This is a genomic window from Promicromonospora panici, from assembly GCF_900608595.1.
Taxonomy (GTDB): domain Bacteria; phylum Actinomycetota; class Actinomycetes; order Actinomycetales; family Cellulomonadaceae; genus Promicromonospora; species Promicromonospora panici.
This window is the reverse complement of sequence record NZ_UWYY01000005.1, coordinates 245,257-268,915: the sequence shown is the minus strand read 5'-3', so window position 1 is coordinate 268,915 and position 23,659 is coordinate 245,257. Positions and strand designations below refer to the sequence as shown.

The window sequence follows — 23,659 nt, the reverse complement described above, 5'->3', positions numbered from 1 at the left end:
ACGGACCGTCCCTACCTTCATGAGTGGACACACGACGAGTGGGTTCGAATTCGCTACTAGTCAGCACAATGCTGCCTGGTGGCGCGCCCGCTCCGGGCTCTCACGATAGGAGTCTCCGTGCCGCTCTCCCGAAACCTGCTCTCCCGAAACGTGACGGCCCGGCTCGCCGTCGGCGCGGCCGTTGCCTCGGTCCTCGTGCTCACCGGCTGCGGCCGTAGCGCCGAACCCGCGTCGTCCGCGGCGTCGGCAAACGTCGACGACGGGTCCGCCACGGGCACCGTCGAGCTGTGGGCCCCGGACGGTGACGCGACGGTGCTCGACGACGTCCTCGCCTCCTTCAAGGAGGACAACCCGGACCTCGACCTGCAGATCACGCTCGTCCCGGCGGACGAGTACACGACCAAGCTGCAGTCGGCGGTCGCCGCGGGCGGCGGGCCCGACGTCGCGCAGCTCTACACCGAGTCCCAGGCACAGTTCACCGTGGGCGGCGCCTTCGCCCCCGTGCCGGAGGGACTGGTCGACAGCGACTCGTTCTTCCCCGGCGCGTGGGAGTCCGGCGTCGTCGACGGCGTCGCCTACTCCGTCCCGTGGTACGCCTACACCTACGCGCTGGTCTACCGGTCCGACTTCGCCCGGGCCGGCGGTGTCGAGGCGCCCGCCACCTGGGACGACGTCGTCCCGTTCTTCGAGGGCCTGCAGGACGGCGGGGCCGACAAGGGCCTGGGCGCGGACGTCGGCTGGGACGTCTACAACGGGCAGGACGTCACGCAGTATCTGTGGCAGGCCGGCGGCCGGCCGATGTCGGACGACGGCACCGAGTGGACCCTCGACACCCCCGAGATGGTCGACGCGCTGACGTACAACGAGTCCTTCTTCACCTCCGGGATCGCCGACCCCGACGCGCCGGGCTTCCTCGACGCCCAGCCGTACTTCGTCGAGGGCAAGACGGGCGCCATGATGACCGGCCCCTGGGTGATCGGGCAGCTCGACGACGTCGCCGGCGAGGAGGGCTGGACGCAGGAGCACGTCGCGACCGCCGTCCTGCCGGGTGATGCCGGAGGCGGCGTCGGCGCGATCGCGGGCGGGAGCTGGGGCGTGCTCGCCGACAGCGACAACGCGGACGCCTCCTGGAAGGTGCTGCGCCACCTCGCCGCACCCGAGACGCAGGTCGCCCAGTACGAGGCGGGGGCCTCGCTGCCCGCCGTCCGCTCCGCGTGGGAGGACCCCGCGATCGCGGACCAGCCGCTGCTGGACGCCTTCTTCGAGCAGCTCGAGAACACCGAGACCTACCCGCAGGTGCAGACCTGGGCGCAGATCGCGACGCAGCTCGGCGTCGAGATGGAGGCGGTGGCCAAGGGCAGCCAGACCCCGGAACAGGCCGCGACGGCCATCCAGTCGTTCGCCGAGAGCCTGGGCACCGGGGAGTAGACGCTCATGACCACGACCGTCTCGCAGACCGGTCCCCAGGGCACGGCGGTGAGCGCACGGCCCTCGCGACGTGCGAAGAGAACCGGCGCTCACCGCCGCACCCTGGTCGCCTGGCTGTTCCTGCTGCCCTTCCTGGCGGTGTTCGTCGTCTACACGGCGATCCCGACCGTCGCGGCACTGGGCTTCAGCCTCACGGACCTGCGGGGAACCGACTTGCGCAACCCCTTCGCCGTCGAGTTCGTGGCCCTGAGCAACTACGCCTGGCTCTTCTCCGACGGCCGGTTCGTCCGCGACCTCGGGAACACCGCGATCTTCGTGCTGGTCGGGGTCCCGCTCACCATGCTGCTGGGGTTCGCGCTCGCCCTCGCGCTGGACGCCGGGGTGCGGCGGCTGCGCGGCGTCTTCCGGACCATCTTCTTCGCGCCCGTGGTGACCAACGTCGTGGCGGTCGCGCTCATCTGGCAGTACGCGTTCAACAGGAACGGCACCGTCAACGAGGTGCTCTCGAACATCGGGTTCGCCGGCCCGAACTGGCTCGGCGACCCGAACCTGGCGATGCCGGTGGTGATCCTGCTCGGCGTCTGGCGCAACTTCGGCATCGCCATGGTGCTCTTCCTGGCCGGGCTGCAGGGCGTGCCGGAGGACGTGCACGAGGCGGCAGCCCTGGACGGCGCGGGGTGGTGGCGTCGCCTGTGGCACATCACGACGCCGCTGCTCGTGCCGACGATCCTGCTCGTCTCCGTGCTGCTCACCGTGTTCTACCTGCAGGTGTTCGACGAGCCGTACCTGCTCACCGACGGCGGCCCGCTGGGCTCCACCGAGTCGGTGGCGCTCTACACGTACCACCAGTTCGGCTTCGGCCAGTTCGGGCTCTCGTCCGCCGCGTCGTTCGTGATCCTCGTCCTGGTGGCCGTCGTGAGCATCATCCAGTTCAGATTGCTGAGGCCCCGCGCATGACCGTCGTCGCGTCCCCCGAAGTCGCTGATCAGGACGTCCCTGCAGAAAAGGGCGCGGCGGAGCGGGGCTCCCGCCCCGGGCCGCGCACGGTCCGCCCGTCCGAGGCGCTGCTGTACGCGGCGCTCGTGATAGTCGCGTGCCTCACGCTGCTGCCCTTCGGCTGGGTGGCGAGCGGCTCGCTGCGCAGCCTGGCCGACATCCGCGCGGATCCCGGAGCGTGGCTGCCGAGCGAGGTGACGTTCGACAACTTCGTGCGCCTGTTCGCGACCGAGGGGTTCAGCGCCTACCTCGTGAACAGCATCGTCGTCGCTGCCCTCGTCGTCGGGGGCAACATCGTCGCAGCGTCGGCCGCGGGGTATGCGCTCGCCAAGTTCGACTTCGCCGGCAAGCGGCTCGCGTTCGGCGCCGTCATGGCGGCGCTCATGGTGCCGTACACGGCCACGTTCGTCCCGCAGTTCGTCGTCACCATGAACCTCGGCCTCGTCGACACCCTCACCGGTATCGCCCTGCCGGCCATGGCCCTGCCGATCTCGATCTTCATCATGCGGCAGTACGCGTCGGCGGTCCCGGACGAGCTGCTGGAGGCGGCGCGTATCGACGGCGCGGGCGAGCTGCGCATCTTCTTCCGGATCTTCCTGCCGCTCGCCGGTCCCGCGCTCGCTACCGTCACGATCATGTCCTTCCTCGCCGCGTGGAACAACTTCATCTGGCCGCTCGTCGTGGCCCAGAGCACCTCGACCTACACGCTGCCGGTCGGGCTGGCCGCCACGAGCAACGCCGCGAACAACGTCACCGACTACGGGCTCATGCTCGCCGGCGCCATCGTGGTGATGCTGCCCGTGCTCGTGCTGTTCCTCTTCCTGCAGCGCTACTTCGTGCAGGGCGTCGCGGCCACGGGGCTGAAGTGACGGGGCTGAAGACGCCAGGGCTGAACCAGAGCGGCATCCGCCGGGTCAACACCTCCGCCGCGCTGCGGGCGCTCGCGGTCTCCGCCGAGGCCCTGACGATGACGGCGCTCGCCGAGCGCACCGGCCTGTCGCGGCGCACCATCGAGCTGATCCTCGACGCGCTCGTCGAGGCGGGCTGGGTCGCCGAGCTCGACCGGGTGCCGCTGACCGGCGGCGCCGGCCGGCCTCCGCGGCGGTTCGAGCTCCGGGCCCAGCACGCCCTGGTCGCCGCGGTGCGGGTGAACACGCTCGAGGGCGCCGCTGTGGTGTCCGACGTGCGCGGGAACATCCTCGGCCGGGCCCACCGCGCGCTGCGGGATTACCACGACCCGCCGTCCACGCTCGACGACGCCGCAGTCCTCGTGCGCGAGGCCTTGGTGGACGCAGGCGGGACCATCGAGCGCCTCCGCGCCGGCGCCGTCGCGAGCGGTGGCGCCATCGACGGGGACGGCGTCGTGCGACGGCTGGTCTTCACCGAGCACTGGCCGGGCGTGGACCTGCCCGCCGAGCTCGGCCGCCGCATCCGCATCCCGTGGTTCGCGGACAACGACGCCAACCTCGGCGCGCTCGCCGAGCGCTGGCGCGGAGCGGCCCGCGACCACGACGACGTCGTCTGGGCGCAGCTCGGCAGCCGCGCGGGCGTGGGCATCCTCATCCGCGGCACCGTGCATCGCGGCTTCGAGGGCGCTGCGGGAGAGATCGTCGAGGCCGTGTCGATGTCGGTCGGGTCGATCGAGGACCATCCCATCGCGTGGCTCACCTCCCCGGTCCAGGAGCAGCGCGGGTTCGCGCACGCGCGGGTGGACGCCGCGCGGGCCGGGGACGCGGCTGCCCTGGCCGAGATCGACGTGTTCGTCGAGCACATCGCCTCGGTCCTCACCACCCTGTCCTGGACGATCGCGCCGTCGCTCATCGTGCTCGGCGGCGGCATGGAGGACGCGGCGGATGTGCTCCTGCCGCGCGTCCGGGACCGGATGCGCGCGGCCCGCACCCCGGAGATCGAGCTGCGGCCCACCTCGCTCGGCCCCGACGGCCCGCTGGTCGGGGCGCTCAAGTTCGCCCTCGACCGCATGGATACGACGTTGTTCGGCCCGATCGTGCACGACGCGTGACAACCCACCCCTAGGAGCTGTCTCTTGACTCACTTCCGCCTGACTCATTCGGGCACGGCCGACGTCGTGGCCGACGGCGTGGCCGACGTCCTGATCGTCGGCAGCGGCATCATGGGAGCGACGGTCGCCCGGCTGGTCCGGGAGGCCGACCCGGCCGTCCGCATCCTCATGGTCGACGCCGGTACGACGATCGGGGACACTCCCGGCCTGCACCTGCACGACGTGCCCGACCCCGAGCTGTGGGAACGCTACAACGAGCGCGTCGCGAGCGGCATCCAGGGCATGTACACCGGGGCCGCCGTCGAGCGGGAACCGCTGGGCGACGTCGTCCAGCTTGGGCCGGGGATGTTCCACGCGCTCGCGTTCGGGGAGGACGCCGAGGCGATGCCGGGCGCCGCGATCGCGTGGAACGCGGGCGGTATGGGCGTGCACTGGACGGCGGCGACCCCCTGGCCCGCCGGTGCGGAGGTGTTCGACGGCGGCGACCCGGACGGCTGGTCCGCCGACCTGCGGACCGCGCGCCGCGTGCTGGGCGTGCATCCCAGTCCGATCGGGCCGACCAAGGCCGGGCAGGTGGTGCTCGACGTGCTGGGTGAGCACCTCGCCGGCGTCGGCCCGGACGAGCGGGCGCCGCAGCCGATGCCGATGGCGGTCGCGCCGGCCGCCGAGGGCCCGCTGGCGCGCACAGGTCCCTCGGTGATCTTCCCGCCGATCGCGTCCGGGGGCGACGACGGTTTCGAGCTGGTCACCGGCGCCCTCGTGACCGAGCTGCTGGTCGACGGCGACGGTGATGGCGGCCGGGTGCGTGGCGCCCGGATCCGGCGGGTCGCCGACGGGACGGAGCAGGAGGTGCTCGCGAACACCGTGGTCGTGTGCGCGGACGCGCTGCGGACGCCGCAGCTGCTCTTCGCCTCGGGAATCAGGCCGTGGGCGCTCGGGCGCTACCTGAACGAGCACGCGTTCGTCACCGGGCGTGTCCTGATGGACGTCGACCGGTTCGGGCTCGACCTCGCGACGCTGCCGCTGCCGCGGGTGGGGGAGTTCTGCACCGACTCGCTCTGGATCCCGCAGAACGGCCCCGACCAGCCGTTCCACGGGCAGATCATGAACACCACCTACGTCGACGCGCACGGCCGGCCACTGGCCCACTCGGTGGGCCTGTCGTTCTACTCGCCGGTTCAGTCGCGGCCGGCGAACCGCCTGGTGTTCTCCGAGACCGAGACGGACGCGGCGGGCATGCCGCGGATCAGCATCGAGTTCGAGTACTCCCCGGTCGACCTCGGGCTCATCGACCGTGCGCTCGCCCAGGTGCAGGAGATCGCGGAGCTGTTCGGGCCCTTCGACCCCGAGACGGAGCGGGCGCTTCTGGCGCCCGGGTCCTCGTTGCACCTCACCGGCACGGTCCGGGTCGGGGAGCACGACGACGGCACGAGCGTCGCGGACACCACCGGACGGGTCTGGGGCTTCGAGAACCTGTACGTCGCCGGGACCGGGGCGGTGCCGACGCCCGTCGCGGCGAACACCACGCTCACCGGCGCGATCACCGCGGTCCGGACGGCCCGTGCCGTCGCGGGCAGGTCTGCGGCGCTCGCTGACTGACTACCTCGCCCTGCTTCGCCACTTGACTACTTAGCCAGCCGACTACTTCGCGGAACTGAACAGAGGATGCCGAACATGCTTGCGCAGGACATCACCACCGAATACCGCTTGACCCTGCCTCCATGGGTGCGGGACGAGCTCGCCGACGTCCCGGACAGCATCCCGGGGGTGGACGACCGGATGCGGCTCGTGCACCGCCTGGCCGACCGGAACTGGCGGGAGGGGAACGGCGGCCCGTTCGCCGCGCTCGTCGCCGAGAGCGAGACCGGTCGCATCGTCTCGGTAGGTGTGAACGTCGTGCTCTCCAGCGGGGTGTCGAGCGGCCACGCGGAGGTCGTCGCGCTGGGGCTCGCCCAGACGCGGCGCGAGACGTGGGACCTCGGCGGCGCCGGGATGCCCGCGCACGAGCTCGTCGTCAACTGGCGGCCGTGCATCCAGTGCTACGGGGCGGCCATGTGGTCCGGCGTGCGCACCCTGGTCGTCGCGGGCGAGGGGCCGGAGCTCGAGGAGATCACCACGTTCGACGAGGGCCCGCTCGGCGGCGACTGGGCCGACCAGTTCGAGCGCCGCGGCATCCGCGTGGTGCGGGACGTGCTGCGGGACGAGGCGCTCGACGTCTTCCGTGCCTATCGCGCGGCGGTCGACGCGGATGCGCTGACCGTGTACAACGCCCGCCAGGGCGCGGCGGGGGGAGAGGCATGAGCCTGCGCGCCGACCGGGTGGCACTGAACCCGATCCAGTGGGTCAACGTCAAGGCCGATCCGTCCGACCCGGACAGCGAGGATCTCTGGCTCTTCGCCGAACCGTCCTTCCGGGACGACTATCCCGGTGTGCTCGCCCAGGTGCGGGCCGCGGGATTCTCCGCGGTGATGATGGAGGTGCTCGACACCCAGACGCTGCAGTCGTACGAGCGGATGGCGGGCGACGCGGGCCTGGTCCTCGCGCCCGGCTACGCGAGCGTCGCCCTGCCGGAGGACCACGGCGTGCTGCTGGCGCCGGGAAGCGCCGAGCAGGTGCGCTGGTACGACGGCATCCGCCGCAAGGCCGAGGAGTCGGCCTACTTCGGGCTGGACACCGTCTTCCTCTCGCCCGAGATGAGCTGGGCGCCCGGGACCCGGCGCACGCTGGAGCAGACGGCGGTCGGGGCGGACTTCGACGGCTCCCGCCTGGACCGACTCATCGACGTCCTCGGAACAGCGGCCGAGGTGCTTCGCGAGGAGGGCGTGCGCGCGGGGCTGCACAACCACGTGGGCACCTGGATCGAGACCGAGGACGAGATCGAGCGCGTTCTCGCCGCGATTCCCGCGTCCTCGCTGGGCGCCTCCTTCGACATCGGGCACCTGGCGTGGGCGGGGATCGATCCGGTGGGGATGCTGCGGCGGCATGCCGACCGGCTCGTCGACCTGCACATCAAGGACCTCGACCTCAGCGTCGCGGCGGCCAGCCGCGCCGAGCCGACGTCGTACAACGCGGCCGTCGACCGGGGCCTCTTCCGCGAGCCGGGGCTCGGGGATCTCGACCTGGACGCGGTGCTCGCGGCACTGCCGGACGGGTGGGACGGCTGGCTGATCGTCGAGGTCGACCGGGCGTCCATGGAGCCGAAGGCGAGCGCGGAGGTGAGCTGGGCCTGGATCGAGGAACGGCTGGGGGAGTAGTCGCCGAGGACCAGCTTCAGAACTGCTTCTCGAACTTCTTGGAGCGCTGCCCGTAGCCGAGCCGCTCGTAGAAGGCGTGGGCGCTGGAGCGGTGGAACGACGACGCGACGGTGGCGCGGAGGCTGCCCGCTGCCTTCGCCCACTCCTCGAAGGCGGCGACGAGTGCCCGGCCGGCCCCGCCGCCCCGGCTCCGTTCGGTGACGACGAGGGCGGTCAGCTCCGCCACGGGCCTGTCGAGCTCGTAGGGCCAGAAGAGGTGCCCCGCGGCGAATCCGAGGAGACCGTCCTCGGAGTGCGGATCGACCGCGACCCACGCGGGGTCGCTCTCGCTCTCGGCGAGGCGCGCGAACCGGGTGGTCACCGCCTCCACGGAGGTCGGGTACCCCAGCTCGCCGAGCAGCGGGGCGACGGCGGGAGCGTCGTCAGGGAGAGCACGTCGGACGAGCACGCTTCATCGTAGGCAGTGCTCGACCTATGCGGTACCCGAGGCCGCGGGGTGTGCCGCTCCCGTCGACTCCCGCCAGACGATGCGCTGGAGGTCGGATCCGCGCGGCGGCTCCTCGCCACGCAGCGTGGCGAGGAGGAGCTGCATGGCGTGGCGCCCGGCCGCCTGGAAGTCGACGTCCACGGTGGTGAGGGACGGCATGGTGTAGGCACCGAACTGGGCGTTGTCCCAGCCGGTCACGACGACGTCGCCAGGTGCGGACCACCCGCGCTCGGCGGCGGCGCGTAGGGCGCCCACCGCCAGGACGTCGTTGGCCGCGATCACGGCGACCGGTGGTGCGTCGTCGGGCAGCCCGAGCAGGGCCTGGCGGCCGGACTCCGCCGTCCAGTCCCCGCCGAGGACGCCGAGCGACTCGACGCCGAGCTGTTCGACGCAGGCCAGGTAGACGTCCCGGCGCGCGCGGGCGGACGTGAACTCCAGGTTCCCCGCGACGTGCACGAACCGGCGGTGGCCGGCCGCGGCGAGCGCGCGGACGAACACCTCCAGCAGGCTCGCGTCGGCCAGCTCGCCGGCGCTGTGCATCTTCTCGTCGAACGCCGTCGCGGCCAGGACCGGAGGCGTGCTCCGACCGTCCGACAGCGCGGCGGGCAGCACCGGGACGAACGTCAGCATGCCCTCGTACTGACCACCGGCCGCCAGCTCGAGCACCCGGTCGGTCCGGTCCTCGACGGTGCCGTCGACGCTGTGGGTCTCCATGATGTAGCCGGCGTCATGGGCCACCCGGCTCGCGCCGGTGAGCAGGCGGATCTGGTTCTCGTAGGCGACACCGGTGATCACGGCGAGACGTCCGGAGCGGCGCGTGCGCATCGACCGCGCGGCGAGGTTCGGGCGGTAGCCGATCGACTCGGCGACCTTCAGCACGTGCTCACGGGTGGCCGGGGAGATCGCGCCCTTGCCCGTGAGGACGTAGGACACCGTCGTCTGCGAGACGCCGGCAAGGCGCGCGACGTCGCGGCTCGTTGGCGGGCTCGTTGGCGGGCTCGTTGGCGGAACTGGCACGCTCACAATTCTCCATCCCCTTGACAGTGGCCGGTGCCACCACAACCATAGTGACACGTATCACCGGTGACACGTATCACCAACGCTGCCCGCACGCGGGCCATGACCCTCAAGGAGGAGGTGTCCATGTCTGTCGCCGAGCTGCAACGGCTGACCCGAAGTACGTCACGCATCCCGCAGGCCACACCGGACAACAAGGCGGCGCTCGCCTTTCTGGGCCCCTGGGTGCTCGGCGCGGCCGTGCTCACCCTCGGCCCGATCCTGGCGTCCCTGTACCTCGCGTTCACCGACTACAACCTGCTGCAGAACGCGAACTGGATCGGGCTCGCCAACTTCGAGCGCATGCTCACCGACACGCGACTGCACCAGTCGCTGGTCGTCACGTTCGTCTACGTACTGGTGGGGGTGCCGGGCCAGCTCCTCGTGGCGCTGGCGCTCGCCCTGCTGCTCGACCGCGGGCTACGCGGCCGGGCGCTCTACCGGTCGGCCTTCTACCTGCCCAGCCTGCTCGGCGCCTCCGTGGCGATCGCGGTGCTCTGGCGCCTGGTGTTCGGCGGCTCCGGTCTGGTCAACGCGATGCTCGGCGTGGTCGGCATCCATACGACCACGAGCTGGATCGGCAGTCCCGACACCGCCCTCGGGACGATCATCCTGCTGCACATCTGGACGTTCGGCTCGCCGATGGTGATCTTCCTGGCCGGCCTCCGGCAGATCCCGGTCGAGCTCTACGAGGCAGCCGCGACCGACGGCGCCGGGCCGTGGCGCCGGTTCCGAGCGATCACGCTGCCGCTGCTGACGCCGATCATCTTCTTCAACCTGGTGCTCGCGACCATCAACTCGTTCTCGTCCTTCACCCAGGCGTTCATCGTCTCGGGCGGAACGGGCGGGCCGTCCGACTCGCTGCTGTTCTACACGCTCTACCTCTACCAGGAGGGCTTCTCGTCCTTCCGCATGGGGTACGCGTCGGCGCTCGCCTGGCTGCTCGTCCTGATCATCGGCGCGTTCACCGCCATCAACTTCTGGCTCTCGAAGTACTGGGTGCACTATGAGAACTGACTCCACGAACCGACCCGGGGCGCACGCCGCCGTCGCGACGGCGCCAGCGGTGCCGCCGAGCGCCGCCCGGCGGCCCGTCGACGGACGCCAGGTCAGGCTGACGCTGCGCAGGGCGGGCAAGCACACCTTGCTGATCCTGGGCGTCCTCACCACCCTGTACCCGGTGCTGTGGATGGTCGTCAGTTCCCTGCGGCCCGACGGCGACATCTTCGGCAACCCGTCGCTGCTGCTGACCACCTTCCACGCGGAGAACTACGTCTACGGCTGGACGGCGCTGGGCAGGCCCTTCAGCGCGTACCTGCTCAACTCGGCAATCGTCGTGATCGGCTCGATCATCGGCAACCTCGTGAGCTGTTCGATGGCCGCCTACGCCTTCGCCCGCCTGCGTTTCCGGTTCCAGCGTCCGGCGTTCGCCTACATGCTCGTCTCGATCATGCTGCCGATCCACGTCGTGATCGTGCCGCAGTACATCCTGTGGGCGCAGGCGGGGCTCGTGAACTCCTTCTGGCCGCTCATCGTGCCCAAGCTGCTGGCCACCGACGCGTTCTTCATCTTCCTGATGATCCAGTTCATCCGGGGCCTGCCCCGCGAGCTGGACGACGCCGCCCGCATCGACGGGGCCGGGCACGGCCGGATCTTCTTCCTGATCATCCTGCCGCTGATGAAACCGGCCCTGGCCACCACAGCCATCTTCACGTTCATCTGGACGTGGAACGACTTCTTCTCCCAGCTCATCTACCTGACCGACCCACAGAAGTACACGGTCCCGATCGCGCTGCGCTCGTTCATCGACGCGCAGTCGACCTCGTCGTTCGGCGGGATGTTCGCGATGAGCGTCGTCGCCATCGTGCCCCTCGTCCTCGCCTTCGCGCTCGGCCAGAAGTACCTGGTCCAGGGCATCGCCACCACCGGGCTCAAGTGAGCCCCCGCACCAGAAGGAACCCGTCATGAACCGGATCCGTCGTACCGCCGTCGGCAGCGTCGCCGCGGCTATGGCCCTCGCGCTCGCCGCGTGCGGCGTCGCACAGCCCCAGGGATCGACCGAGCTCGCCGACGAGCCCGTCACCCTGCGCGTCACCTGGTGGGGCGGCGACACCCGCCACGCGCGCACCCAGGAGGTCTTCGACCTGTTCGAGGAGAAGTACCCCGACATCACGATCGAGCCGGAGTTCTCCGACTGGACCGGGTACTGGGAGAAGCTCGCCACGGCCACCGCCGGTGGCAACGCGCCCGACGTCATCCAGATGGACCAGGTCTACCTCGCCTCGTACGCCTCGCGCGGCAGCCTCGTCGACCTGGGCGGCCTGTCCCAGCTCGACACGTCGCGCCTCGACCAGCCCGTGCTCGACATGGGCATGTGGAACGACACGCTCTACGCGATGCCGATCTCGACCACGTCGACCGGCCTGCTGGTGAACATGGACCTGATCGACGAGCTCGGTACGCCGCTGCCCGACACCTCGACCTGGACCTGGGACGAGTACGAGGCCTGGGCCAAGGAGGTCACCGAGAAGTCGCCGGACGACACGTACGGCACCGGCATCATGACCAACGAGTTCGCCCTGCAGCTCTTCGCCCGCCAGCAGGGCGACCAGCTCTTCTCCGAGGACGACATCGTGATCAAGCCCGATACGCTGGCCGGGTACTTCCAGCTCGCCCTGGACTGGACCAAGAGCGGCGCCGCGGCGCCGGCGTCCGCCCAGGCCGAGAACGCCAGCCTCGCACTCGACCAGACGCCCTTCGCGACCGGGAAGACCGCGGCCATCTTCACGCCGTCGACCATGATCACCGCGTACGCCGCAGCCAGCGGGGCCGAGCTGGAGCTGCTGCCGCTGCCGACCCCCGACGAGGACACGACGAAGTACGACTACTACAAGCCAGGGATGTACTGGTCGGTGTCGGCCAAGTCCGAGCACCCGGCCGAGGCAGCGCTGCTCATCGACTTCCTGGTCAACGACCCCGAGGCCGCCACCATCATCGGCACCGAGCGCGGCATCCCGGCCAACCCGCAGACGCTCGTCGACCTCGGCGACGACCTCACGGCCGAGGAGCGCAAGGCCGCCGACTTCGCCGAGCAGCGCAAGCCGCACCTCGGCGAGGCGCCCGCGATCGTCCCGAACGGTGCCTCGGACATCGAGACGATCCTGGCGCGCTACATGCAGGACGTCATGTTCGAGGAGCAGACCCCGCTGGACGCGGCCAACGCGCTGATCGCCGAGGTCCAGGGCTCCACCAACGCCGCCAAGTAACCGGAGGAACAGTGCTCAAGATCGGGATCATCGGGACCGGCGGCATCGCCGCCACCCACATCGACGGCTACCTGCGCTTTCCGCAGGAGTGCGAGATCGTCGCCCTGTGCGACGTCGCGCCAGGCAGGGCCGCCGCGCTGCTCGCCGAACCCAGCCTCACGTCCGCGCGGGCGTACGAGCGGATCGAGGACATGCTCGCCGCCGAGGACCTGGACCTCGTCAGCATCGCGACGCCGCCGTCCACCCACGCCGAGCTGACGATCGCCGCGCTGCGGGCCGGCGTCGACGTGCTCGTCGAGAAGCCCATGGCGCCGTCGCTCGAGGAGTGCGACGCGATGATCGCGGCCGCCGCCGAGAACGGCCGGATCCTCTCCGTCGTCGCGCAGAACCGCTTCCGCGACGACATGGCCACCCTCAAGACCGTGCTGGACTCGGGCCTGATCGGGCCCGTCTCCCACGCCCAGGTCTCCTCGGCCTGGTGGCGCGGTACCGCCTACTACGACCTGTGGTGGCGGGGCACGTGGGAGTCCGAGGGCGGCGGGTGCACCCTCAACCACGCCATCCACCACCTGGACCTCACGCTCTGGATGCTCGGCGCGCCCCGCGCCGTCACCTCGGTGCTGACCAACGCCGCCCACGAGAACTCGGAGGTCGAGGACCTGTCCGTGGCAGTCCTGCAGTACGACCGCGCGCTCGCCGAGGTGACCAGCTCCGTGGTGCACCACGGGGAGGAGCAGGCGATCGTCGTGCAGGGACGGCACGCCCGGGTGTCCCAGCCATGGAAGGTCGTCGCCGACACCGCCGGCCCCAACGGGTTCCCCCTGCCCGGCGGGGACCCGGGCCGCGCCGCCGAGATCGAGGCGCTCGCAGCGGCGCACAGCCCCCTGGAGCACGAAGGCCACCCCGGGCAGATCGGGGACGTGCTCGGTGCGGTGCGCGAGCGCCGTCGGCCGGTCGTGGACGGCGCGGACGGACGCCGCGCCATCGAGCTCGTGACCGCGATCTACGTCGCGGGCATCGAGCGGCGCACCGTCGACCTGCCGCTGCCGGCCGACGACCCGTACTACCGCGCGGGCACGCTAGTGGCGCGCGCTCCGCACTTCTTCGAGAAGACGGCGGCGGTGGCCGACCTGCCCGGTGCGATCACCGTCGGCAGCTCCGCCGTCGACGACTGAGCTTCCACGAGTTCCACGAGTTCCACGAGTTCCACGAGAGAAGGACCAGAGAACTGATGACGACGACCAGTGGCGCCGCCTACGCGCCGGCACCGATCCCCGCACCCGTGGTCGGCCCGGGAGAGTTCGTGTTCGGCGCGGTGCGTCTCGACCACGGGCACATCTATGGGATGAGCGAGGGGCTGGCCGCCGCGGGCGCGACCCTCAAGTGGGTCTACGACCCGGACCCGGCGAAGGTCGCCGCGTTCTGCGAGCGGTTCCCCGACGTGCGGGTCGCCCGGAGCGAGGAGGAGGTGTTCGACGACGACGAGGTCCGCCTCGTCGCCGGTGCAGCGGTCACGTCCGAGCGCTGCGCGCTGGGCCTGCGGGCCATCGAGGCCGGCAAGGACTACTTCACCGACAAGGCGCCGCTGACCACGCTCGAGCAGCTCGCGGCGGCCCGGGAGGCGACGGCACGGACCGGGCGCAAGTACGCCGTCTACTACTCGGAGCGGATCCACGTGGAGGCCGCCGTCCTGGCCGGGCAGCTCATCGACGCCGGCGCGATCGGCCGCGTCGTGCAGGTGATGGGGCTCGGCCCGCACCGCCTGGGTACCGGCCGGCCCGACTGGTTCTTCGAGAAGGAGAAGTACGGCGGGATCCTGTGCGACATCGGTAGTCACAACTTCGAGCAGATGCTCCACTACGCCGGTGCCAAGGACGCCGAGGTCGGGTACTCGGCGATCGCCAACTACCACCACCCCGAGCATCCCGAGCTGGACGACTTCGGCGAGGCCACCATCGTCATGGACAACGGCGCGACCGGGTACTGCCGGGTCGACTGGTTCACCCCGGACGGCCTGAGCACGTGGGGCGACGGGCGCACGTTCGTGCTCGGCACCGACGGCTACCTGGAGCTGCGCAAGTACGTCAACGTCGGCACACAGGAGGGACCCGGCCACGTGTTCCTGGTGGACGGGAAGGACGAGCACCATCTCGTCGCCGACGGGAACGTGGGCTTCCCGTTCTTCGGCGAGCTCATCGTCGACTGCCTCGAACGCACCGAGACCGCGATGACGCAGGAGCACGCGTTCAAGGCCGCGGAGCTCAGCGTGCGGGCCCAGCTGGGTGCGAGGTCCCTGACGGCGTGATGTTGTCGGCAGGCGGGCGTCCGTCGGGGCGCCCGCCTGCCGTTAGGCTCTGCCGGTGTTCTCCGTAGCGCCCGACCGCGCGTTGTACCAGGTCATGACGGGCATCTCGCAGCGAGTCCTCGCGCCCGGCAGCGACCCGTACGAGATCGGCCTGGAGGCGATGGGCGAGATCGTGCACGGCGTGATCGACACCGCGGAGCACGGCGCCGGGGCGTACATCCTGTGGGCCGAGCTCACGGACGTCGCGGACCACCCTCGTATCTCGGCCCGGTCATGGTGCGTCGCGCTCACGAGGCTGGCCGCCGGCGAGTGGCTCGAGGTCGATCCGAAGGACCGCGAAGCCGTCGTCCGGTACTTCGACCGGTGGCAGGACCCGATGCTGCGCACGCGGGACCTGTCCGACGAGCCGGACGGCGGCTGGCGCCTGGAGTACTACGCGTTCCTGGAGCGGACCATCCGCGAGGTTCTCGGCGACGCCGGCGACCTGCTCGCACCGGTCGACGCGGAGATCGCCGTGGGCTATCTCGACGTCGGCGACTACGGGCTCGCGCTCGACTACGTGGCCCTCGTCCTGTGCGAGTACGAGATCCCGATCCCGGACCGCACGCTGCGGCGGCTGGGCCACGTCGCCGACATCATGTCCAGCGACCAGGCACTGCGGGACATCGCGGAGATCCCGGTGGCGGGCTAGCGCTCGCGGCCCCGGCCGCCCTCAGGGGACGACCGCCAGCGGATGCACGGCGCCGGTTCCGGCGTCGATCAGCGCGGCGTGGGTCATCGTGCAGGTCAGGGGCACGATCTCGTAGGCTGCTTCGAGGACCAGCGGGGTCTGCTCCAGGCGCACGCGTGTCGCCAGGGTGACGTGCGGCGTCCAGATCCCCGGGACGTAGTGTTTGTGCAGCTCGTCCTCCGACGCGCCGAGCGCCTCGACCACCTGTTCCTGGCGTGCCGCGAGAGTGCTCGTCACGGCCGGGACCAGGCTCATCCGGCCGCGTCGGAAGGCCGCGACGGCGTCGAACCGGACGGTGGTCGGGCCGGCGTCGGGCAGCGCCTCGATGGCGGCGCGCACCTTGTCCAGGTCCCAGGAACGCAGCACCGCCAGCGACAGGTGCGGCACGTGCCGGCCGTGGGTGTGCGTGGCGAGCGTCGGCACACCCTTGTCCTCGAGTCGCTGCCACAGCTGCCGCAGGACTCGTTCGGTCGGCCTGTCGAACAGCAGGCATACGGCCAGCGCCACGAGGCCAAGCCTATGGCGCGGGAGCCCTGCCCGCGCTGAGCGCGCCGAAGCACACCAGCGCGACGAGCTCGGCCCCCGCGGCGACGAGCATCGCGCCGGGCAGGTCGGACGCGAGCACAGCGGCTGCGGCTCACCGCGCACGGTGGGACGGCCCGGCACCTCCATCTCGACCGCGACGACGACGGCCCGATCGGCGAGTGGTTCCTGGCGTCGGCCTGCCTGGCGATGGCCGTACTGATCTGGGACCGGCAGCAGCTGCCCGGTAGGGTCTGCCAGGCGACCGGCTGCGATCACGTCTTCCTCGCTGTGGGCAGCGGGCCGGACCAGCGCTATTGCTCCCGGCGATGCGCGACCCGGGAGCGGGTCGCCGCCCATCGCGCGAGGGTTGCCGGTCGTGCGAAGCCGCTTGACGCCTCAGCCGGGGAACGCCTTGCCGGGGTTCAGCAGCCCGCGCGGGTCCAGCGCGTCCTTGATCGCCCGGTGCATCGCGAGCGTCACGGGGCTGAGCTCCGCGGCCGCACCCGGGAGCTTGAGAAGCCCGACGCCGTGCTCGCCCGTGACCGTGCCGCCGAGCGCCCGGCACTCGTCGACGATCCGGTCGAAGGCGGTCTTCGCGCGGGCCTTCGCCGCGTCGTCGCCGTCGGGCGCGATGATGAGCGGGTGCAGGTTGCCGTCACCGGCGTGCGCGATGTTGGCGATCACGACGTCGGCCTCCGCGGCGATGCTCTCGATGCGGCTGAGCATCTGGGGGACGGCGCCGCGCGGGACGCAGACGTCCTCCGTGAGCACCGGGCCGAGCCGTTCGAGCGCGGGGTACGCGAGACGGCGGGCGAGGAAGAGCCGGTCGACCTCGTGCGCGGTGAAGGCGCGCTCCACGTGGGTGCCGCCCGCGTCCTCGAAGAGGGCGGCGACCTGCTCCGCCAGGACTTCTCCAGCCCCGCCGGGCTCGTCCACCTTCGCGAGGAGCAGGGCGGCCGCACCCTCGGGGAGCGTCCACTCCTGCCAGTCGGCGACGGCGCGCAGGCAGGTGCTGTCGATGAGCTCCAGCGCCGCCGGCACGATGCCCGCGGCCGAGACGGCGGCCACGGCGTCGCCGGCGTCCGACAGCGACGGGAACCAGCCGACGATCGCCCGGTCCTCGCGGCCACCGAGCGGGCGGAGCTTGAGGGTCACGTCGACGATGACCCCCAGCGTGCCCTCGGAGCCCACCAGGAGCCCCGTCAGGTCGTAGCCCGTGACGCCCTTCGCGGTGGTCCGGCCCAGCCGGGCGACCGAGCCGTCGGCGAGCACCGCCGTCATCCCGAGCACGTAGTCGCGGGTCACGCCGTACTTGACACAGCAGAGCCCGCCCGCGTTCGTCGCGACGTTGCCGCCGATCGTCGAGATCGCCTGGCTCGCCGGGTCCGGGGGATACCAGAGCCCGTGCCCGGCCACGTGCTTGCGGAGGTCGTCGTTGAGCACGCCGGCCTCGACGACGGCGTAGCGCTCCGCGGTGTTGACCTCGAGGATCCGGGTCATGCGTTCCAGCGACAGCACCACGGCGCCGGCCATCGCGTTCGCACCGCCGGACAGGCCCGTGCCGGCGCCCCGCGGGACGACGGGCGCGTCGTGCTCGGCGGCGGTCCGCACGGCCGCGACGACGTCGTCGAGGCTGGTGGCGAGCACGACGGCGGCGGGCGTCGCGTAGTCGGCCCACTCGGCGTCGTCGTGGGCGTAGGCCGCTACGGCTTCAGGGTCGGTGAGCACGGCGCCGTCGGGCAGGGCGGTCTGCAGGGCCGCGGCCAGCGCGGACGATTCGGTACGGATCATCGGTCTCGGATCGTATCTTCCCGGCGACGTGGGCGGTATGGACGCCACATCTGACCGATCTCGCCGTCGGAAAGGGTGCATGGGACCGAAGTCACCGGCTGGAGGAGGCCCGTCAGTCCTCGCGCCGGGGCTTCGACGACCGCAACCGCTTGGTCGCGGACCGCTGCTTCTTGGCGGTCAGCCGGCGCTCCTGCGAACCGCGGGTGGCACGCGTGGGGCGGCGGGTTCGCGGGGGAGGGGCCAGTGCATCGGCCACGAGACTCGCGAGGCGCCGGGCGGCGGCGTCGCGGTTGCGCCGCTGCTCCCGGTGCTCGGAGGCGACGACCGTGAGGACGCCGTCGACGAGGCGGTCCGCGCGCCGCTCCGTGACGCGCTCGCGCTGGATATCGCTCAGGACGGCCGACCGGCCGACGTCCCAGGACAGCTCGACGCGCGAGTCCGTGGTGTTGACGCCCTGGCCGCCCGGGCCGGAGGAACGGGAGAACCGCTCGGTGAGCTCGGCCCGGGGGATGGCCAGCGCCGGGGTGACCGGAAGGCCGGGGCGCACGGGTGAGGGCATGCGCCCATCGTCTCAGGCGGTCGGGTCTCAGGCGGTCCGGGGCGTCACCGCCGTGCGCCCGGCGCGTAGAACCAGCCGTGGAACGCCGAGCGCGCGGGCTGCGGCAGCAGCCAGGCGGTCGCGACCATCGCCTTGGCCTGCAGGCCGGGAGCGATCTCCGCCCGGCCGTCCAGGAGCGCGTCGACCGCGCGGCGGGCCACCATCCGTGGACTGGCCTTCGGGGCTCGCCCGATGTGCGTGCGTTCCATCTCGGCCGCCCGGAAGAAGGGCGTGCGGGTCGCTGCCGGCAGGACGGTCGTCACCGTGACGCCGGTGCCGGCCAGCTCGTCGCGCAGCGACCAGGCGAACGAGCGGAGGAAGGCCTTCGACGCCGCATACGTGGCGAAGAGCGGGGCGGGCATGGTCGCGGCGATCGACGACGTGACGAGGATCCGCCCCGTGCCTGTCCGGACCAGGTCGGGGACGACGAGGTGCGCGAGATGCACCACGGAGCGGACGTTGAGGTCCACGACTCGCAGCTCGTCCTGCAGCGTGGTGTGCAGGAAGGGTCCATGGACCCCGATCCCGGCGTTGAGCACGAACGTCCGCGCCCCGAGGTCCCGTGCCCGAGCCACGGCCTCCTCGACGCCGGAGGGCGTGGCGAGGTCGACCTCGAGGCCGGTCACCCGGGCGTCCATGTGCTCGCTCAGCCCGCGCACGGCCTCGTCCACACCACGCTCGGCCACGACGATCACGTCGTGACCCCGCCGCGCGAGCTCATGCGCCATGGCGAACCCGATACCGCTGGACGCGCCCGTGACAAGCGCGGCCTCGGGCAGCTCCGCCGGTTCCTTGTCCTCGGTCATCGGGCGCTCCCGTTCTCGTGTCCGCTCCTCGTTTCGAAGCCCGTCCTGCTGACCTTGGCACGGACTGCATCCGCCCGCACGCCGCCCCACGTCGTTCGCCCATGTGCGGCCGTGGGCCGTACCTGTGGCCAGTTGCCAGTGCCCGGTACGCCGCTACAGTCGGACCATGGTGACCGTCACGCGGACTGCCCGGTGCACTCCTGGCGCGGTCCTGGCGGTGCTCGCCGACGGCTGGTCGTACTCGACGTGGGTGGTCGGCACGGCGCGCATCCGGGCTGTCGACCCGACGTGGCCGGAGACCGGCAGTCGAATCATGCACTCCGTGGGCATGTGGCCCGTCCTGCTCGACGACGAGACGGTCGTACGCGCGTGGGACCCTCAGCGCTCGATCGAACTGCAGGCGCGGGGCTGGCCCGCGGGCGAGGCGCGGGTCCTGATCGAGGTCGACCCCGCACCGACCGGCAGCGGGTGCCGGATCCGCGTCACGGAGGACGCGAACAAGGGTCCCGGCATGCTCGTGCCCAGGCCGGTCCGCAGCGCCGTGATCAAACCGCGGAACGTCGAGACGCTGCGGCGACTCGCGCTCATCGCGGAGCGACGAGCTCCCGAGCAGCACCCGGGCTGACCACTGACCACCAGGCAGGAAACCGTGCGGCGGGTAGTGCGGCGCACGGCGAGGCCCGCCCTCAGACGTCGCGCAGCAGCCGCCCCCACGCGCTGCGCACGAGCGCCCGCGGGAGCACGCCCCACCGGTTCGACGCCGCCAGCGCGACGCGCGCGGCGTTCCACCCGCAGGCGCCGTGCACACCGCCGCCGGGGTGGGCCGACGCGCTCGCGAGGTACAGCCCATCGACCGGCGTCTCCGGTCGGCCGAGTCCCGACGTCGGCCGGAAGACCAGCTCCTGGTGGACCGCCGAGGTGCCGCCGTTGATGGCGCCGCCGACGAGGTTGGCGTCCGCGGCCTCGAGGTCCACCGGGCCCTGGACGCTCCGGCCGGCCACGGTGTCGCGGAAGCCTGGCGCGACACGGTCGAGGGCGTCCTCCATGCGGTCCGTCTGCTCGGCGACCGCGTCCGCCGTCCAGTCGACGCCGTGGGGCACGTGCGCGTACGCCCACGCGGACTCGGTGCCGCGAGGGGAGCGGGTCGGGTCCGCCGTCGTCATCTGCCCCAGCACGAGGAACGGCCGCTCGGGGACCTCGCCCTTCGACAGTGCGGCGGCGACGTCGACGAAGCCGTTGCGGTCCACGCCCAGGTGCACCGTCCCGGCATCCCGTGCCGCCTCGGCGGCCCATGCCAGCGGGCGGTCGAGCGCCCAGTTGACCTTGAACGTCGGGTGGTCCCACTGGAAGTGGTCGAGGTCGCGCACCAGGCGGGGCGGCAGATGCGCCGTCCCGACGAGGTCCCGGTACAGGGCGGGGGCACTCACGTCGGCGAGCACCGCGCGCCGGGCCCGGATCCGCTCGCCGTCCGCGGTCCGGACGCCGACCGCCCGGTTGCGCGCGACCAGCACCCGCTCGACGCGCGACCCGGTCACGACCTCGCCGCCGCCGGCCCGCACCCGCGCGGCGAGTGCGTCGGCGAGCGATCCGGCGCCGCCCACCGGCACCGGGAAGCCGACGTCCTGGCCGAGCATCGCCAGCAGCCAGCCGAACAGGCCGCTCCCTGCCGCGTCAGGCGGGACGTCGGCGTGCATCGCGTTGCCCGTGACGAGGAGCCCGCCGCCCTCGCCGCGGAAGGTCTCGTCCGCGAACCGCCGCACGGGCAGGACGGCGAGGCGGCCGAGGTCCAGCGCTCCACCGACGCGGAGCCGGCGGAGCAGCCGCAACGCCGGGCGCGCTGCCAGCAGTGGGCTGAACAGCGCGTCGAGCAGCGGGTCGCGCACACGCTCCCAGCCGGCGAACATCTTCAGCCACGCGTCGCCGTCGCCCGGGGCGTCTGCGTCGAGGGCCGCGGCGGTGTCCTCGGGCTCGGCGTGCAGCACGGCGGCCCGGCCGTCGTCGAGCACGTGGGCCAGGACGGACGGTGCGCGCGACCACGCGAGCCCGTGGTCCTCGAGGTGCAGGTCCCGGATCACCGGCGAGCCGGCGGCAAGCGGGTAGAACGCGCTGAACAGGTCCGTACGAAAGCCGGGCGCCGTCACCTCGGCGGTGCGTACCGCGCCACCCAGGGTGTCCTGCGCCTCGAGCACCAGCACGTCCCACCCGGCGTCCACGAGCGCGTTCGCCGCCACCAGCCCGTTGGGCCCGGCCCCGACGACGACCGCGTCCACGACGATGTCCACCATCCGCCTTCCCCCTCGGCTCCGGTCCAGCGTGCCCACGATCGACGCCCGTCGCCAGTGCGCCACGCCAGGTTCAGCGGGCCACCGCGATGTCCGTCGCCGCCAGGGCCAGCAGCACCACGCACACCACGGCGACCCCCATGCTGAGGGCGAACGGTGCACGGCTGTGCGGCCGCGCCAGAGCGATGGCACCCGCGGTGAGGGCGAGGCAGGCCGCGACCGCGCCGCCGGCCCACGCGGCGGGTCCCGGGGAACCGGCCGGGCCGGTGACCACCACCGCGACCGCCGTCACGAGGACGCACGGAGCGAGCACGCCGGAGGCGCGGCGGCCCAGCCGATGCGGCAGGCCGCGCACCCCCGTCGCGGCGTCGTCCTCCAGGTCCGGCAGGGTGTTCGCGACGTGTGCCCCGACGCCGAGCAGCGCCGCCGCTACCACGGCCCAGCCCGCCGGGACGCGTGACCCGGGCGCCGCCAGCACGACGAACACCGCCAGGAGCCCGAAGGACAGTGCGTAGGGCAACCAGGACCACACGGTCGCCTTGAGGCGGGCGTTGTACGCCCAGGCGCCGCCCACCGCGACGAGATGGGCGGCCCCTGGCACGACGCCCAGCGCCAGCGACGCGACGACGCACGCGGCCAGCGCCGCGAACGCCGCCGTGCGCAGGATGCGGGCGGTGACCAGACCGGCCACGACCGGCTTGTCGGTGCGCCCGACGGCGATGTCGCGGGCCGCGTCGATCCAGTCGTTGGACCACCCGACCGAGAGCTGGCCGGTGCCGACCGCCAGCGTGACCAGCACGATCGTGAACCCGTCGGAGCCGAGCGCGGCGGCAAGGGCCGCGGCCAGCCCGGTCACGACGACGGCCGGGGCGGCGTGGCTCGCGACCACGAGGCCGCGGGCCAGGCGGCGGGTCTCCGTGCCGGTGAGCATGGACCGCACGCTAGTCGTGCCGGGGCCTCGCCGCGCGGGTGGTCGGGTCCTGCGTCACCATGCTGAGATGTCGTATGTCGTGGCGGTCGAGCCCGTTCTGCCTGGGAATGTGTACGCCCAGGAGGCGATCACCGACGTCGTGGGGCCGCTGGTGACGCCAGATCCGGCACGGATCACGCTGCTGCGCCGGCTCCACGCGAGCGCCGGAGTCGATCACCGGCACCTGGTGCTACCGCTGGAGGAGTACGCGGGGCTGCACTCCCTGGGTGCCACCAACGCGGTCTTCGTCCGGGAGGGCGCCCTGCTGGCGGAGCGCGCGTGCCGGCGGGCGCTGGCCGCCGCCGGGCTCGAACCGGGGGACGTCGACCATGTGTTCGCCACCTCGGTGACCGGGGTCGCGGCACCGTCGCTGGACGTGCTGCTCGCCGAGCCGCTCGGCCTGCGCAGCGACGTGCGGCGCACGCCGTCGTTCGGTCTCGGCTGCGCGGGCGGCGCCGGTGGGCTCGCGCGCGTGCACGACCACCTCCTGGGCCGGCCGAGCGACGTGTCCCTGCTGGTGTCCGTCGAGCTGTGCTCGCTGACCCTGCAGCACGGCGATGCCTCCACGGCCAACGTGGTGGCCTCCGGGCTGTTCGGTGACGGCGCCGCGGCCGCCGTCGTGGTCGGTGCGGCGCACCCCCTGGCCCGGGCCGAGCCGGGTGACGGTGCACCGCGGCAGGCGGCGGGCCGACGGCGGCGCACGGCCACCGTGGTCGACACGCGCTCGCGGCTCTACCCGGGCACGACGGGCGCGCTCGGCTGGGAAGTACGCGACACCGGGTTCGCGATAGTGCTTTCCGCCGGGCTGCCGGACCTGCTGCGCGCGCACCTGCTCGCCGACGTGAAGAGCCTGCTCGCCGAGCACGACCTCACGCCCGCCGAGGTGCCCACCTGGGTGGTGCACGCGGGTGGGCCGCGCGTGATCGACGCCGTCCGGGACGCCCTCGGGCTGCCCGAGGACGCCGTCCGGGAGAGCCGGGCGAGCCTGGCCTGCGCGGGCAACCTCTCGTCGGCGTCCGTGCTGGACGTGCTGGCCAGGACGCTCGCGCACTCCGACGCTCCGCCCGGTTCGCCCGCCGTGCTGATGGCCTTCGGCCCGGGCGTCTCGTGCGAGCTCGTGCTGCTGAACCTGGGGGACCGCTGAC

The 23,659-nt window shown here is 72.2% G+C and carries 23 protein-coding genes and 1 pseudogene; 16 read left to right on the top strand and 8 right to left on the bottom strand.

What is annotated here, in order from left to right:
* The first annotated feature begins 117 nt into the window (after positions 1-117).
* From EW117_RS07785 to EW117_RS07755, 7 genes are all read left to right on the top strand, one after another.
* Entirely contained in the window at positions 118-1,428 is a 1,311-nt protein-coding gene (locus tag EW117_RS07785; RefSeq protein WP_207211796.1) for an extracellular solute-binding protein, read from the top strand.
* A 6-nt stretch (positions 1,429-1,434) separates the two neighbouring features.
* A complete protein-coding gene (locus EW117_RS07780) occupies positions 1,435-2,385 on the top strand; it encodes a carbohydrate ABC transporter permease (RefSeq protein ID WP_129785344.1) in 951 nt (316 codons plus the stop codon).
* Positions 2,382-3,293: a carbohydrate ABC transporter permease gene (locus EW117_RS07775; protein WP_129785342.1), complete on the top strand. Its 912-nt coding sequence runs from the start codon at positions 2,382-2,384 to the stop codon at positions 3,291-3,293. Before EW117_RS07780 ends, EW117_RS07775 begins: the two co-directional genes overlap by 4 nt.
* Complete coding sequence (locus EW117_RS07770; RefSeq protein WP_207211795.1) at positions 3,290-4,444, top strand: ROK family transcriptional regulator; 1,155 nt, start codon at positions 3,290-3,292, stop codon at positions 4,442-4,444. The genes EW117_RS07775 and EW117_RS07770 overlap by 4 nt, the downstream gene beginning before the upstream one ends.
* A gap of 24 nt (positions 4,445-4,468) precedes the next feature.
* Positions 4,469-6,043, top strand: coding sequence for a GMC oxidoreductase (locus tag EW117_RS07765; RefSeq protein WP_207211794.1), 1,575 nt, complete (start codon positions 4,469-4,471; stop codon positions 6,041-6,043).
* A gap of 75 nt (positions 6,044-6,118) precedes the next feature.
* Positions 6,119-6,745, top strand: a complete 627-nt coding sequence (locus EW117_RS07760; protein ID WP_129785340.1) for a nucleoside deaminase — start codon at positions 6,119-6,121, stop codon at positions 6,743-6,745.
* Positions 6,742-7,698: a sugar phosphate isomerase/epimerase family protein gene (locus EW117_RS07755; RefSeq protein ID WP_129785338.1), complete on the top strand. Its 957-nt coding sequence runs from the start codon at positions 6,742-6,744 to the stop codon at positions 7,696-7,698. The genes EW117_RS07760 and EW117_RS07755 overlap by 4 nt, the downstream gene beginning before the upstream one ends.
* Before the next feature lie 16 nt (positions 7,699-7,714).
* On the opposite strand, the gene EW117_RS07750 is transcribed toward EW117_RS07755, so the two are convergent.
* Both EW117_RS07750 and EW117_RS07745 read right to left on the bottom strand, forming a co-directional pair.
* A complete protein-coding gene (locus tag EW117_RS07750; protein WP_129785336.1) occupies positions 7,715-8,146 on the bottom strand; it encodes a GNAT family N-acetyltransferase in 432 nt (143 codons plus the stop codon).
* Between the two features lie 24 nt (positions 8,147-8,170).
* Positions 8,171-9,202: a LacI family DNA-binding transcriptional regulator gene (locus EW117_RS07745; protein ID WP_129785334.1), complete on the bottom strand. Its 1,032-nt coding sequence runs from the start codon at positions 9,200-9,202 to the stop codon at positions 8,171-8,173.
* A gap of 102 nt (positions 9,203-9,304) precedes the next feature.
* On the opposite strand from EW117_RS07745, the gene EW117_RS07740 reads away from it, so the two are divergent.
* The 6 genes from EW117_RS07740 to EW117_RS07715 are packed head-to-tail and all read left to right on the top strand — an operon-like array spanning position 9,305 to position 15,503.
* Entirely contained in the window at positions 9,305-10,258 is a 954-nt protein-coding gene (locus EW117_RS07740) for a carbohydrate ABC transporter permease (RefSeq protein WP_129785433.1), read from the top strand.
* Positions 10,248-11,180 carry a carbohydrate ABC transporter permease gene (locus EW117_RS07735; protein ID WP_129785332.1) on the top strand — a complete coding sequence of 311 codons (933 nt, stop codon included), beginning with the start codon at positions 10,248-10,250 and terminating at the stop codon, positions 11,178-11,180. Before EW117_RS07740 ends, EW117_RS07735 begins: the two co-directional genes overlap by 11 nt.
* 25 nt (positions 11,181-11,205) lie before the next feature.
* Complete coding sequence (locus EW117_RS07730) at positions 11,206-12,507, top strand: ABC transporter substrate-binding protein (RefSeq protein ID WP_129785330.1); 1,302 nt, start codon at positions 11,206-11,208, stop codon at positions 12,505-12,507.
* A gap of 11 nt (positions 12,508-12,518) precedes the next feature.
* Positions 12,519-13,682: a Gfo/Idh/MocA family protein gene (locus EW117_RS07725; RefSeq protein WP_129785328.1), complete on the top strand. Its 1,164-nt coding sequence runs from the start codon at positions 12,519-12,521 to the stop codon at positions 13,680-13,682.
* A gap of 56 nt (positions 13,683-13,738) precedes the next feature.
* The gene (locus tag EW117_RS07720) at positions 13,739-14,812 is read left to right on the top strand and encodes a Gfo/Idh/MocA family protein (RefSeq protein ID WP_129785326.1); all 1,074 of its coding nucleotides are present in this window, start codon (positions 13,739-13,741) and stop codon (positions 14,810-14,812) included.
* A 55-nt stretch (positions 14,813-14,867) separates the two neighbouring features.
* A complete protein-coding gene (locus tag EW117_RS07715; protein ID WP_129785324.1) occupies positions 14,868-15,503 on the top strand; it encodes a hypothetical protein in 636 nt (211 codons plus the stop codon).
* Positions 15,504-15,524: 21 nt separating this feature from the next.
* On the opposite strand, the gene EW117_RS07710 is transcribed toward EW117_RS07715, so the two are convergent.
* The gene (locus tag EW117_RS07710) at positions 15,525-16,049 is read right to left on the bottom strand and encodes a 2'-5' RNA ligase family protein (RefSeq protein WP_129785323.1); all 525 of its coding nucleotides are present in this window, start codon (positions 16,047-16,049) and stop codon (positions 15,525-15,527) included.
* A gap of 225 nt (positions 16,050-16,274) precedes the next feature.
* Between EW117_RS07710 and EW117_RS30760 the strand changes: the two are divergent.
* Positions 16,275-16,421, top strand: a pseudogene (locus tag EW117_RS30760) (CGNR zinc finger domain-containing protein); the annotation flags it as partial.
* A gap of 42 nt (positions 16,422-16,463) precedes the next feature.
* Here EW117_RS30760 and EW117_RS07700 read toward each other — a convergent pair.
* The 3 genes from EW117_RS07700 to EW117_RS07690 form a co-directional block, all read right to left on the bottom strand.
* Positions 16,464-17,858, bottom strand: coding sequence for an FAD-binding oxidoreductase (locus tag EW117_RS07700; protein WP_207211793.1), 1,395 nt, complete (start codon positions 17,856-17,858; stop codon positions 16,464-16,466).
* A gap of 112 nt (positions 17,859-17,970) precedes the next feature.
* Positions 17,971-18,417, bottom strand: a complete 447-nt coding sequence (gene arfB / locus EW117_RS07695) for an alternative ribosome rescue aminoacyl-tRNA hydrolase ArfB (protein WP_129785321.1) — start codon at positions 18,415-18,417, stop codon at positions 17,971-17,973.
* Between the two features lie 44 nt (positions 18,418-18,461).
* Positions 18,462-19,262, bottom strand: coding sequence for an SDR family NAD(P)-dependent oxidoreductase (locus EW117_RS07690; protein ID WP_129785319.1), 801 nt, complete (start codon positions 19,260-19,262; stop codon positions 18,462-18,464).
* Between the two features lie 166 nt (positions 19,263-19,428).
* On the opposite strand from EW117_RS07690, the gene EW117_RS07685 reads away from it, so the two are divergent.
* Positions 19,429-19,887: an SRPBCC family protein gene (locus EW117_RS07685; protein WP_129785317.1), complete on the top strand. Its 459-nt coding sequence runs from the start codon at positions 19,429-19,431 to the stop codon at positions 19,885-19,887.
* Between the two features lie 61 nt (positions 19,888-19,948).
* Here EW117_RS07685 and EW117_RS07680 read toward each other — a convergent pair whose 3' ends face one another.
* Positions 19,949-21,547: a phytoene desaturase family protein gene (locus tag EW117_RS07680; RefSeq protein WP_129785315.1), complete on the bottom strand. Its 1,599-nt coding sequence runs from the start codon at positions 21,545-21,547 to the stop codon at positions 19,949-19,951.
* 70 nt (positions 21,548-21,617) lie between these two features.
* Positions 21,618-22,475, bottom strand: coding sequence for a UbiA family prenyltransferase (locus tag EW117_RS07675; RefSeq protein ID WP_129785313.1), 858 nt, complete (start codon positions 22,473-22,475; stop codon positions 21,618-21,620).
* Between the two features lie 67 nt (positions 22,476-22,542).
* On the opposite strand from EW117_RS07675, the gene EW117_RS07670 reads away from it, so the two are divergent.
* Entirely contained in the window at positions 22,543-23,658 is a 1,116-nt protein-coding gene (locus EW117_RS07670) for a type III polyketide synthase (RefSeq protein WP_129785311.1), read from the top strand.
* Position 23,659: the final 1 nt, after the last annotated feature.

Coding starts and splice junctions, on each gene's coding strand:
- EW117_RS07780 (WP_129785344.1), top strand. CDS start 1,435: ATGACCACGACCGTCTCGCAGACCGGTCCCCAGGGCACGGCGGTGAGC.
- EW117_RS07775 (WP_129785342.1), top strand. CDS start 2,382: ATGACCGTCGTCGCGTCCCCCGAAGTCGCTGATCAGGACGTCCCTGCA.
- EW117_RS07760 (WP_129785340.1), top strand. CDS start 6,119: ATGCTTGCGCAGGACATCACCACCGAATACCGCTTGACCCTGCCTCCA.
- EW117_RS07755 (WP_129785338.1), top strand. CDS start 6,742: ATGAGCCTGCGCGCCGACCGGGTGGCACTGAACCCGATCCAGTGGGTC.
- EW117_RS07740 (WP_129785433.1), top strand. CDS start 9,305: ATGACCCTCAAGGAGGAGGTGTCCATGTCTGTCGCCGAGCTGCAACGG.
- EW117_RS07735 (WP_129785332.1), top strand. CDS start 10,248: ATGAGAACTGACTCCACGAACCGACCCGGGGCGCACGCCGCCGTCGCG.
- EW117_RS07730 (WP_129785330.1), top strand. CDS start 11,206: ATGAACCGGATCCGTCGTACCGCCGTCGGCAGCGTCGCCGCGGCTATG.
- EW117_RS07720 (WP_129785326.1), top strand. CDS start 13,739: ATGACGACGACCAGTGGCGCCGCCTACGCGCCGGCACCGATCCCCGCA.
- EW117_RS07700 (WP_207211793.1), bottom strand. CDS start 17,858: ATGATCCGTACCGAATCGTCCGCGCTGGCCGCGGCCCTGCAGACCGCC.
- arfB (WP_129785321.1), bottom strand. CDS start 18,417: ATGCCCTCACCCGTGCGCCCCGGCCTTCCGGTCACCCCGGCGCTGGCC.
- EW117_RS07690 (WP_129785319.1), bottom strand. CDS start 19,262: ATGACCGAGGACAAGGAACCGGCGGAGCTGCCCGAGGCCGCGCTTGTC.
- EW117_RS07685 (WP_129785317.1), top strand. CDS start 19,429: ATGGTGACCGTCACGCGGACTGCCCGGTGCACTCCTGGCGCGGTCCTG.
- EW117_RS07680 (WP_129785315.1), bottom strand. CDS start 21,547: ATGGTGGACATCGTCGTGGACGCGGTCGTCGTCGGGGCCGGGCCCAAC.
- EW117_RS07675 (WP_129785313.1), bottom strand. CDS start 22,475: ATGCTCACCGGCACGGAGACCCGCCGCCTGGCCCGCGGCCTCGTGGTC.
- EW117_RS07670 (WP_129785311.1), top strand. CDS start 22,543: ATGTCGTATGTCGTGGCGGTCGAGCCCGTTCTGCCTGGGAATGTGTAC.